Raw genomic sequence first — 11,244 nt, 5'->3', positions numbered from 1 at the left:
CTCGCTCGGCGGCGAGCCGTGGCGGCGTACCCGGATCACGCGGAACCCGCGGCCGGTCGCCGCCCGCTGCACGCTGTAGCCGTCGACGAAGGTCGCGGCGAGCCAGCGCTGCAGGGAGTCCGAACCCAGGTTGCGCTGCACGACGAACCACCCGTCCGAATGCTCCGACATGCGGGGGATCCACTTCTGCAGCATGCCGTGCAACTCGTTCTTGCCCACGCGGATCGGCGGGTTCGAGCGGATGGAGCGGAACGAGACCTCGTCGGGAACATCTTCGGGGCGCACCGCGTTGATGTTGGTGACGCCGAGGGACTGTGCGTTGCGCCTCACGAGATCGAGAGCACGCTCGTTGACGTCGACCGCCCACACGGTCGCGTGCGGTGAGGCGAGCGCCAGCGACAGCGAGATCGGACCCCACCCGCACCCCAGGTCGAGGAAGTGCCCGCCGGCGGGAGGGGGCGGGGTGTTGGCGAGCAGCACCGAGGTGCCGGCATCCACGTGATCGGGACTGAAGACGCCGCCCGCCGTGACAACCTCGAGCTCTCGACCGGCGAGGGTCACGCGGATGCGACGGAGCTGCTCGGGACTCGACGGCGACGCGCTGAAGTAGTGCTCGCTCCCCATCACGCCAGGATATCCGACCGGCCTCTCGGGCGTCGGGGCGGATAAAGTGCCAGAACACCGAGATCACCGCCGTGGCCTGCCCGCGGCCGAAAGGAACACATGACCGAACAGACCACACCCCCGAGCATCGACGCGTCGCCGGTCGACCCGGTGGACCGCGTGCTCTCGCGCGCCGAAGCGCACCGCGGGGTCCGGGTCTTCGGTGCAGCGCAGGCGCTCCAGGATGCCACCACCGCCTACGGCGGCGACGCCGACGGCGACCAGTGGGACCGCGAGGAGCGCGCCGCGCTCCGCCGCGTCGCCGGACTCTCCACCGAGCTCGAAGACGTCACCGAGGTCGAGTACCGCCAGTTGCGCCTCGAGAACGTCGTCCTCGTCGGCGTGCACCCGCAGGGCGAGCAGGCGGACGCCGAGAACTCGCTGCGCGAGCTGTCGGCGCTGGCCGAGACGGCCGGTGCCGTCGTGCTCGACGGCGTGCTTCAGCGCCGCCCGCATCCGGATCCCGCGACCTACGTCGGTCGGGGTAAGGCGGCGGAGCTGCGCGACATCGTCGCCGCCGTCGGTGCCGACACCGTCATCGCCGACACCGAACTGGCTCCCAGCCAGCGTCGTGCGCTCGAAGACGTGGTGAAGGTGAAGGTGATCGACCGCACCACGGTCATCCTCGACATCTTCAGCCAGCACGCCAAGAGTCGCGAGGGTAAGGCCCAGGTCGAGCTCGCCCAGCTCGAGTACCTCCTTCCGCGCCTACGCGGCTGGGGCGACTCGATGTCGCGTCAGGCCGGTGGGCAGGTCGGTGCGGGCGGTGCGGGTATGGGCTCGCGCGGCCCCGGTGAGACCAAGATCGAGCTCGATCGTCGCCGCATCCGCACGAAGATGGCCCTGCTGCGCAAGCAGCTGCGCGACTTCGCGCCCGCCCGCGAGGCGAAGCGCGCCGAGCGCAAGCGCCACACCATCCCCTCGGTCGCGATCGCCGGTTACACCAACGCCGGGAAGTCGAGTCTGCTGAACCGGCTCACCAGTGCCGGTGTGCTGGTCGAGAACGCCCTGTTCGCGACCCTGGATGCCACGGTCCGGCGTTCGGAGACGAGCGACGGTCGCGTCTACACGCTGACCGACACGGTGGGCTTCGTACGCAACCTTCCGCACCAGCTGGTCGAGGCCTTCCGCTCGACCCTGGAGGAGGTCGGCGACGCCGACGTCATCCTGCACGTCGTCGACGCCTCGCACCCCGACCCGGCCGCGCAGCTGATGACGGTGCGCGATGTGATGGGCGACGTCGATGCGAACTTCGGTCAGGAGATCGTCGTCTTCAACAAGGCCGACCTCGTCACGGATGACGACCGGCTCGTGCTGCGCGGACTCGCGCCGAAGGCGAAGTTCGTGTCCTCGCGCACCGGTGAGGGTATCGAGGAGCTGCGCGCCGCGATCGAAGAGGCGCTGCCGTTGCCGGCGGTCGAGGTGCAGGCGGTCGTTCCGTACGACCGCGGCGACCTGGTGTCGGCCGTCCATGAGAGCGGACTGATCCTGGCGCAGGAGCACCGCGAGACCGGAACGTTCCTGCACGCCCACGTGGGCGCCCGCCTCGCGGCGGAGTTGGAGCCGTTCGCGGCCTGATGCGCGACGAAGAACCCCGCCGACGAGTGTTCGGCGGGGTTCTTCGCGTTCGTGTCCTGCTGCCGAACGACGGCGTCCCCGCGCGATCAGCTTCCGGACAGCCCGGGGTGAACGACCGGACAGCCCGGAGAGATCGCCTTACCCGGCCGCTCTCGCGCGGTCGAGGAGATCAGTCGAGCTCGAGGGTCGGTATCTCAGGGGTCTCGAACCCGAACACCGCACCCAGGAATCCGAGTTCGCGGCGGAGCGAGTCGATGACCGTCTCGGCGCGGCGGAAACCGTGGCCTTCGCCCTCGTACAGCACATAGGCGTGGGGGACTCCGTGCGCTGCGAGGGCGTCGCGGATCGCCTCGGCCTGCGACGGCGGCACGACCCGGTCTTCGGTGCCCTGCAGGATCAGCAGAGGCACGCGGAACCGCTCGGGACGACTGAGCGGCGACCGCTCGATGTACACCTGTTGTGCCTCGGGGAGCGGTCCGATGAGACCGTCGAGGTAGCGCGCCTCGAAGTCGTGGGTGTCTTCGGCCAGGGCGCGGGCGTCGCCGACGCCGTAGCGGGAGATGCCCGCCAAGAAGACATCGGTGCGGGTGACGGCCGCGAGTACGGTCCATCCGCCCGCGGAGCCGCCCGCGATGGCGAGACGTTCGGGATCGGCGAGACCCGCCGTGGCGAGGGCGGATGCCGCCGCGGCCACGTCATCGACGTCGACCACGCCCCACTGGCCCTTCAGCCGCTCGCGGTAGGCGCGCCCGTATCCGGTGGAGCCCCCGTAGTTGACGTCGAGCACGCCGATGCCGCGACTGGTGAAGAACGCCGTCTTCGCGGACGGCGCGGGGCCGACATGGGAGGTCGGGCCGCCGTGCACGAGCACGACGTAGGGCGGACGCTCGTCCGCGGGCGCCGTGACGTCGGGATGCGTGGGTGCGTAGGCGAAGGCGTGCACCGGGCCGTGCGGCCCCTCCGTCTCGAGGGCGCGCGCCGACGGCATCCACTCGTCGCCCCAGGAGCCGGAGCCCCCTGTCACGAGGTCGACGACGCCGGAGTCGAGGTCGACCAGCCACAGGCCGGAGCGGCCCGCGGGGTCGGCGCCCGAGATCAGCACCCGATTGCCTCGCGCATCGTCGACGGCGGCACCGGCCACCACGGGGACATCGAGCGGCCGGACGCCCGACGGCGCGATCTCGACGATCTCGTCAGCGCCGTCCGTTCGTACGGCGACGATGCGGCCGTCGGCCGCCGCACCGAACCATCTCGTGCCCAGTACCCACAGTCCGCCGCCGGTGTCGGCGTCCGCCGGCGCGACGGGCTGCGCATCGCCGTCGAGGGGACGGCGGAACAGGTTCCACCGGCCGCCCGGATCGTCGGCGTACAGCAGTTCGTCATCGGCGAGCCACACGGGCTGGAGGGGCGCGCGTTCGTCGCCACCCGCGAGGTCGTGCACCTCTCCGGATGCGAGGTCGGCGACGCGCAGGATCGTGGCGTCCCAGGGCATGTCGGGGTGGTTCCACGCGATCCAGGCGAGCCGGGTGCCGTCGGGGCTGAGGGCGGGCTGCGCGAGGAAGTCGCTGCCCTCGGCGAGCACGTCGACGGCGCCGGAACCGTCGGTGGCGATGCGTACGATGGCCCGCGCGGGGACGCGCTCGGCGCCGTGCGTCTCGCGTACGGCCAGGAGAGTGCCGTGCTCGAACCGCAGACCGCCGTGGCGCACCGTGTCGTCGGACGGGGTGAGGGCTCGCGCCGCGCCCCCCGGCCGCAGGGCGTACACCCGCTGGTCGGTCTTCTCGACGTAGTAGAGCTCGCCCTCGTCGGACGCGGTCCACGCGCCGCCACCGTACTCGTGGACCGCGGAGCGGGCGTTGGCGGGAGCGGGGAGGACGGTCTCGACGGAACCGTCGCCGCCGCGACGCTTCACGGCGACCCGCCCGGCCTCGGCGGGGACGGACTCGCCCCACCAGACCTCGTCGCCGACCATGCGCGCACCGTCGACGCGCGGGCTCGACCGCGCCACCGACTCGGGGGTGATCGGCGAGGGCCAGGAACCGTAGGGGAGGGTGTCTGCCATGGCTCCCACCCTACGGACGACCTCCGACACGCGGCACGGGCGAGGTTCTCAGGCCCCCACGGGTCGCTTCTGCACGCCGAGGCCGCCCACCCAGTCGCGGATGACCTGTCGTTGCGCGTCATCGCAGGTGTAGCCGTACCCGACGCTCACCTTCCAGTACGAGAAGTCGTCGATGGGCACCTCGTGATCCAGCGACCACCCGTCGAGGGAGGTCAGGGCGTAGCAGTCCGCCATGCTCTCCATGTCGCCGGAGAACGCGGTGAGAGCGGATGCCGTGGCCTCGGGGTTCGTGAACTGCAGCACGTGGGCGTACTCGTGGTAGGCGACGCCGGTGCGGATCCAGTCCGTCAACTGCGCGTCGGAGCGCGTGTCGGCGCTGACGTGGACGTGGAAGGGGCTCGAGCCCGAGACGCACGCCATGGCGTCGAGACCGCACGGTTTGTTCGTCTCGTCGAAGCCCATCGTCACCCATCCGCCACCGAGGGAATCGAGCGCGGCCTCCCACGCACTCCCCGAGGCGTTCGTGGCGGCCTGCTCTCGGGCGGCCGCCAGACGGTTGGCCAGGCCCGCCGTGAACGCCTCGACGTCGACGATGTCGCGATCCAGTGCGACCCCGGTCCATCGGTGAGCCCACGCCCGCCCCGCGAAGGCCTCGACCTCGGTCCACGGGACGAGCGTCGCGTAGGGGAGGCCGACCAGCGGATCGATCGTCGAGTAGAGCTCGGTCATGGCGGCACCGAACTGCTCCTTGCGTTCGATGAGGCCCCGCTGCTCCTCGATCTCGCGCTGCTGCTGCTCGATCTGATCCCGTTGATCGTCGATCTGCGAGCGGGACTCCGACAGCTGCGACGACAACCAGAGCAAGCCGGCCCCCGCCGCGACGATCGACACCGCGAGAGCGGCGCCGAAGACGACCGTGCTCCGACGCGGACGGCGCCGCGCGGTGGGCCTCGTGACCGGCTCGGCGGCGTAGGCGAGGTGCTCGCCGGCGGTGTCGGCGAGACGACCCGCGCGATCGCTGGCGGCAATGGAGGTGACGTCGGGATCGACGGGGGTGGGGGCCGTCGACGGGGAGTCGCCCGGGGTGGTCGTGGATGACACGGCTCTCGCCTTCTCTGCGCGTGCGGTCATGCTAGCTGCGCCGCGTGTCCACCCCGTTTCGCGCTGTGGAGAACGTCCGTGCACCCGACAGCGACACTCTGGTCCGGCGTCGCCGCCCGTGAATCACGGCGTCAGATCGCGCGCAGCACCGCCACGATGCGGGCCCGTATGACGGCGTCAGATCGCACGCAGCACCGCCACGACGCGACCCAGCACGACGGCCTGATCGCCGAGGATGGGTTCGAACGCGCTGTTGCGGGGGAGGAGCCAGGTGTGCCCGTCTCGACGACGGAACGTCTTCACCGTGGCCTCCCCGTCGAGCATCGCGGCCACGATCTCGCCGTTCTCGGCGTTCGCCTGCGAGCGCACGACGACCCAGTCGCCGTCGCAGATCGCCGCGTCGATCATCGAGTCGCCCGAAACCTTGAGCATGAACAACTCGCCCTTGCCGACGAGCTGACGGGGGAGGGGGAAGATCTCCTCGACCTGCTGGTCGGCGGTGATGGGCACGCCCGCCGCGATCCGGCCCACCAGGGGTACGAGGGCGGCGTCGCCCACCGAGGGTGCGGTGTCGGCCGGGTTCTCGGCGGCGGTGCCCGGAAGGTCGATCAGCACCTCCATGGCGCGGGTCTTGCCCGGGTCGCGGCGCAGGTAGCCGCTGAGTTCGAGCTGGTTCAGCTGATGGGTGACGCTCGACAGCGACTTCAGGCCGACCGCGTCTCCGATCTCGCGCATGCTCGGCGGATAGCCGTGCCGCGCGATCGAACGCTGGATGACCTCGAGGATCGCGAGCTGCTTGTCGCTGAGACTCTTGCGCCGACGCGTCTGCGGTCGGTCGCGGCCGGCGGTCGTCGCGTCGGTCATCTGATGCTCCCCTCGCGCCGCGGGAAGGGCGGCGGAAATTCGAATGTCGGAGGTTGGTGATGAGGTCTCCGTGTCGAAACCGTATCCGGTCGACGAGGCGAATCACACGGAAGCTCACGCGTGTCGCGTTCGATTCGTCTCCGACACACGTCGTCTTGACACCCTCGCAGTATCGAAGATAGATTCGGAATACAGATTCGCACTCCCGCCCTCCCGGCCGAGGGTGGGGTGCGAATCTCTCCCCACTGAGGAGCACACCATGACCAGCATCGCCATCTCCGCCCCCACCACACGCCTGCGCATCACGCCGCGCGGTCGCCGCGTCGTCACCTTCCTGGTGTCGCTGCCGCTCGTCGTGGCTCTGGGCGCCGCGATCGTCGGCGGCGGTGCCGCGTTGGCCTCGAACGACGCCGGGGCTCCCGCGGGTTCCTTCTCCGAGGTCACGGTCATGAGCGGTGACACCCTGTGGTCGATCGCCGAAGAGCTGGCGCCCGCGGCCGATCCCCGCGACGTCGTCGCCAAGATCTCCCGTCTCAACGCCCTGTCCGGCGGTTCGGTGGCGGCCGGTCAGCGCATCGCGATCCCCACCGAGTACGCCCCCGCGAACTGACGTCCGCTCCGCGCAGGCCATGCCGCGTGAGTCGCCGCGCCGCCCGCCGCCTACGATGGGTGGGGTGACCGTACGCCTCGACGACCTGCCTCTTCGCGACGATCTGCGGGGGATGACCCCGTATGGAGCACCGCAGGCGCCGCTCCCGGTGGCGCTGAACGTGAACGAGAACACGCATCCCGTTCCGCCGGAGGTCGCCGACGACATCCTGGATGCCGTCGCCCGGGCCCTCCGCGATGTGAACCGCTATCCCGATCGTGAGTTCACCGCGCTGCGCGAGGCGTTCGCGCACTACCTGGGCCACGGCCTGGGTGCTGAACAGATCTGGGCGGCCAACGGTTCGAACGAGGTGCTGCAGCACATCCTTCAGGCGTTCGGCGGTCCCGGTCGCACCGCGATGGGCTTCGCGCCCACCTACTCGATGTATCCGATCCTCACGCGCGCGACCGGTGCGAGGTGGATCGCCGGGCACCGCGAGCACGACTTCTCCCTGACGGCGGAGTCCGCGGCCGCTCAGGTCCGTGAGCAGCGTCCCGACATCGTCTTCCTGTGTGCCCCCAACAACCCCACGGGTACGCCGCTCCGACGCGACGTCATCGAGGCGGTCTACGACGCGACCGACGGCGTCGTCATCGTCGACGAGGCGTACGAGGAGTTCGCCCCGCGCGACGAGCCGTCCGCCGTAGCGCTTCTTCCCGGGCGCCCGCGGCTGGTCGTCTCGCGCACGATGAGCAAGGCCTTCGCCTTCGCCGGCGCGCGGGTGGGCTACCTCGCGGCCGACCCTGCCTTCGTGGACGCCCTGCGTCTGGTGCGCCTGCCCTACCACCTGAGCGCGTTGACCCAGGCGGCGGCGACCGCGGCGCTGGGCCACGCCGAGACGATGCTGGGCATGGTCGACGAGATCGTCGCCCAGCGCGATCGCATTTCGGCGACGGTGTCGGCCCTCGGCTACACGGCGCACGAGTCGTGGGCGAACTTCGTACTGTTCGGAGGCGTCGACGACCCGGCCGCGACGTGGAAGGCCCTGTACGACCGCGGCGTGCTGATCCGTGACGTGGGCATTCCCCACCACCTGCGCGTGTCGGCCGGCACGGCCGATGAGACCACCGCGTTCCTCGACGCCCTCGCCTCGATAGGATCCCGATCATGACCGGCCCCGCCACGCCCCGCACCGCCTCGATCACGCGAGAGACGAGCGAGTCGCGCATCGAGCTCGAGCTGGATCTCGACGGACGCGGTGCGAGCGACATCCAGACGACGGTGCCGTTCTTCGACCACATGCTCACGGCGTTCGCGAAGCACTCGCTCACCGACCTGCGCGTGCGCGCAACCGGCGACACCCACATCGACGCCCACCACACCGTCGAAGACACCTCGATCGTGCTCGGCCAGGCCATCCGGCAGGCACTGGGCGAGAAGTCCGGCATCGCGCGCTACGGCGACGCCCTCGTGCCGCTCGACGAGGCACTGGCGCAGGCGGTGGTCGACATCAGCGGTCGTCCGTATCTCGTGCACACCGGCGAGCCCGCCGGCTTCGAGCACCACCTCATCGGGGGCCACTTCACCGGCTCACTCGTGCGCCACTCGTTCGAGGCCATCTCGATCCACGCGGGGCTCACCGTGCACGTGCGCGTCCTCGGCGGACGCGACCCGCACCACATCGCCGAGGCGGAGTACAAGGCGCTCGCGCGCGCCTTCCGGCAGGCCAAGGCCCTCGATCCCCTCGTCGACGGCATCCCGAGCACCAAGGGTGCACTGTGACGGCCAAGCCCGTCGTCGCGGTTCTCGACTACGGGTCGGGCAACGTCCACTCCGCCGTCAAGGCCCTCGTCGAGGCCGGTGCCGACGCCCGCCTGACCGCCGACCGGTCGCTGCTGCTCGACGCCGACGGTCTCCTGGTGCCCGGCGTCGGCGCGTTCCGCGCGGTCATGGATTCGCTGAACGCCAGTCGCGGCGGCGAGATCATCGACCGCCGCCTCGCCGGCGGTCGACCGGTCCTGGGCATCTGCGTCGGCATGCAGGTCATGTTCGACCGCGGGATCGAGCGCGGCACCGACACATCGGGGCTGGGGGAGTGGCCGGGCACCGTCGCCGAGCTCAAGGCGCCCGTGTTGCCGCACATGGGCTGGAACACCGTCACCGCGGGCGAGGATTCCCGCCTTTTCGAGGGCATCGAGCGCGAGCGGTTCTACTTCGTGCACTCGTACGCCGCGCAGGAGTGGCAGCTCGACGTCACGCCGCCGTTCCCGCAGCCGTCCGTGACATGGTGCACCTACGGTGCGCCCTTCATCGCGGCGGTCGAGAACGGTCCGCTGGCGGCAACCCAGTTCCACCCTGAGAAGTCGGGCGAGGCCGGCATCCGCCTCCTCGCCAATTGGATCGACGGGCTGCGCGCGACTACTGTGTGACCTCGTGCCCCGGCTCGGCGAGATGCGCCGAAGGGTGCGAGGAGCCATGAACGATTTCGCGTCCACGCCCGAACTTGTGCTGCTTCCGGCGGTCGATGTGGCTGACGGCAAAGCCGTCCGCTTGACCCAGGGCGAGGCCGGTACCGAGACCAGCTACGGCGACCCCGTCGACGCGGCCGCCGACTTCGCCCGCCAGGGCGCGCAGTGGATCCACCTCGTCGACCTCGACGCCGCGTTCGGCCGTGGCAGCAATGCGCACGTCATGCGCAAGGTCATCAAGCAGGTCAAGGGCGTGCAGGTGGAGCTGTCGGGCGGTATCCGCGACGACCGCACGCTGGAGGCGGCGCTCGAGAGCGGAGCGAGCCGAATCAACCTCGGCACCGCGGCGCTCGAGAACCCCGAGTGGGCGGCCGACGTCATCAACCGCTACGGCGAGGCCATCGCCGTCGGTCTCGACGTGCGCGGCACGACCCTCGCGGCCCGAGGGTGGACGCGCGACGGGGGTGATTTGTGGACGGTGCTCGATCGCCTCGAGGATGCCGGCTGCAGCCGCTACGTCGTCACCGACGTCACCAAGGACGGCACGCTCCGCGGCCCCAACATCGAACTGCTGCGTGAGATGACCCAGCGCACCCCGAAGCCGATCGTCGCCTCCGGCGGCGTGTCGAGCCTCGACGACATCGTGGCGCTGCGCGACCTCGTGCCCCTCGGTGTCGAGGGCGCCATCGTCGGCAAGGCGCTCTACGCGGGGCAGTTCACGCTCGCTGAGGCACTGGATGTCGCCGGACACTGACGGTCCGCACGCCCACGGGTCGCACGATCACGGCCCACACGGCGCCGGCGCCGACTCGGCGGGCCTCCCGTGGGAGGGGCGCAGCTTCTCGCCCAATCCGCACTCGGGCGATGACGGGTCGGCTGATCCGGCACTGCTCTCGGCGCTCCTGGCGTTCGGAGCGGCGGAGGGCGATGCGCGTGCGGTCATCGACGCCTACCGCGAGGCGCGCCTGCTGATCCCGCTCGTCGCCGAGAAGGGCGACCACGGCATCGGCGCGCACGGGCTCGAGGTCGACAAGACGCAGGAGCTGTCGATCGTCACCGTCGCCGCCCCCGACGGGCGCAAGGTCCTCCCGGTCTTCACCTCCGTCACGGCACTTCAGGCCTGGGACCCCACGGCGCGCCCCGTTCCCGCCGACGGTCGACGCACGGCGCTGGCCGCCGCATCAGAGGACACCGAGCTCATCGTGATCGACCCGGGATCCGAGACGGAGTTCGTCATCCGCCGCCCCGCCGTCTGGGCGATCGCCCAGGGCGAGTCATGGGAACCCGCCCACACCTCGCCGCTCATCTTCACGGGCCTTCAACAGAGCATCTCGGGCGAACTCGCGGTGCTCGACCTCGCCGTGGAGTCGGGTGACCCCGCGGGTCGTCTGCGCGGGCCGGAGCTCGTCGTGCACCTGCAGCTGATGTCGGGCCTGGAGCAAGAGGAGCTGGATGCCGTGCTCGCGCGCATCGCCCGCCGGTGGGCCTCCGATGACCGCATCGCCGTGCTCGTCGATTCGCTCACCGTGAAGCTGCACCGCAGCGGCGCCTGATCCCGTCCCCGCGCTGCGCGGGAGAGGCATGCGCGATCGCGCCGCGACAGGCGGTCGTTCGAGAACAGGATGCCGGGCTGCCACTGCGTCCTGTTCTGGTGGCATCCCCTGTTCTCGAGCGCGTCGACGTCCGGATGCCGGGGGTCCGTCGATCGGGGGAGGGCCAACGCCTCGTACCCCTACGGGTGTCATGGCGGAGTCGGCCTACGGCACAGGGCGCAGGGGGTGCCCCTTCCCAAGTCGATCGGGGTATGGGCGACCTCTCATACTGCTCCGGGTGTCACGGGGGAGTCGGCGCGCGGCGGGGAGAGGGCGGAGGAACGGCCCCTCCCCGGGGCAATCGGGGTAGGGGCCACGCCTCATACC

The 11,244-nt window shown here is 70.8% G+C and carries 11 protein-coding genes; 7 read left to right on the top strand and 4 right to left on the bottom strand.

Going from position 1 to position 11,244, the window contains the following annotated elements:
- The coding region (locus RWP81_RS09270) for a methyltransferase (RefSeq protein WP_314455220.1) at positions 1 to 624 on the bottom strand (624 nt) is incomplete at its 3' end.
- A gap of 99 nt (positions 625 to 723) precedes the next feature.
- Between RWP81_RS09270 and hflX the strand changes: the two genes are divergently transcribed.
- On the top strand, positions 724 to 2,241 hold the full coding sequence (hflX, locus tag RWP81_RS09265; protein ID WP_055957801.1) for a GTPase HflX: 1,518 nt from the start codon (positions 724 to 726) through the stop codon (positions 2,239 to 2,241).
- Between the two features lie 169 nt (positions 2,242 to 2,410).
- On the opposite strand, the gene RWP81_RS09260 is transcribed toward hflX, so the two are convergent.
- From RWP81_RS09260 to lexA, 3 genes are all read right to left on the bottom strand, one after another.
- Positions 2,411 to 4,303, bottom strand: a complete 1,893-nt coding sequence (locus tag RWP81_RS09260; protein ID WP_314455216.1) for a prolyl oligopeptidase family serine peptidase — start codon at positions 4,301 to 4,303, stop codon at positions 2,411 to 2,413.
- A gap of 48 nt (positions 4,304 to 4,351) precedes the next feature.
- Positions 4,352 to 5,404: a hypothetical protein gene (locus RWP81_RS09255; RefSeq protein ID WP_314455213.1), complete on the bottom strand. Its 1,053-nt coding sequence runs from the start codon at positions 5,402 to 5,404 to the stop codon at positions 4,352 to 4,354.
- A gap of 177 nt (positions 5,405 to 5,581) precedes the next feature.
- Positions 5,582 to 6,268: a transcriptional repressor LexA gene (gene lexA / locus RWP81_RS09250; protein ID WP_314455209.1), complete on the bottom strand. Its 687-nt coding sequence runs from the start codon at positions 6,266 to 6,268 to the stop codon at positions 5,582 to 5,584.
- Positions 6,269 to 6,527: 259 nt separating this feature from the next.
- Between lexA and RWP81_RS09245 the strand changes: the two genes are divergently transcribed.
- From RWP81_RS09245 to RWP81_RS09220, 6 genes are all read left to right on the top strand, one after another.
- Positions 6,528 to 6,878, top strand: coding sequence for a LysM peptidoglycan-binding domain-containing protein (locus RWP81_RS09245; RefSeq protein WP_314455207.1), 351 nt, complete (start codon positions 6,528 to 6,530; stop codon positions 6,876 to 6,878).
- Positions 6,879 to 6,942: 64 nt separating this feature from the next.
- The gene (locus tag RWP81_RS09240) at positions 6,943 to 8,028 is read left to right on the top strand and encodes a histidinol-phosphate transaminase (protein WP_399540573.1); all 1,086 of its coding nucleotides are present in this window, start codon (positions 6,943 to 6,945) and stop codon (positions 8,026 to 8,028) included.
- Positions 8,025 to 8,639 carry an imidazoleglycerol-phosphate dehydratase HisB gene (gene hisB / locus RWP81_RS09235; RefSeq protein WP_314455203.1) on the top strand — a complete coding sequence of 205 codons (615 nt, stop codon included), beginning with the start codon at positions 8,025 to 8,027 and terminating at the stop codon, positions 8,637 to 8,639. The genes RWP81_RS09240 and hisB overlap by 4 nt, the downstream gene beginning before the upstream one ends.
- Positions 8,636 to 9,286, top strand: a complete 651-nt coding sequence (hisH, locus tag RWP81_RS09230; protein ID WP_314455200.1) for an imidazole glycerol phosphate synthase subunit HisH — start codon at positions 8,636 to 8,638, stop codon at positions 9,284 to 9,286. The genes hisB and hisH overlap by 4 nt, the downstream gene beginning before the upstream one ends.
- 46 nt (positions 9,287 to 9,332) lie before the next feature.
- Positions 9,333 to 10,079, top strand: coding sequence for a bifunctional 1-(5-phosphoribosyl)-5-((5-phosphoribosylamino)methylideneamino)imidazole-4-carboxamide isomerase/phosphoribosylanthranilate isomerase PriA (gene priA, locus RWP81_RS09225; protein WP_055957780.1), 747 nt, complete (start codon positions 9,333 to 9,335; stop codon positions 10,077 to 10,079).
- On the top strand, positions 10,063 to 10,878 hold the full coding sequence (locus tag RWP81_RS09220) for an SseB family protein (RefSeq protein ID WP_314455196.1): 816 nt from the start codon (positions 10,063 to 10,065) through the stop codon (positions 10,876 to 10,878). Before priA ends, RWP81_RS09220 begins: the two co-directional genes overlap by 17 nt.
- Positions 10,879 to 11,244: the final 366 nt, after the last annotated feature.

The organism is uncultured Microbacterium sp., assembly GCF_963521695.1.
GTDB lineage: Bacteria > Actinomycetota > Actinomycetes > Actinomycetales > Microbacteriaceae > Microbacterium.
The sequence above is the reverse complement of the archived record's forward strand: the minus strand, read 5'-3'. Positions and strand labels throughout refer to the sequence as shown.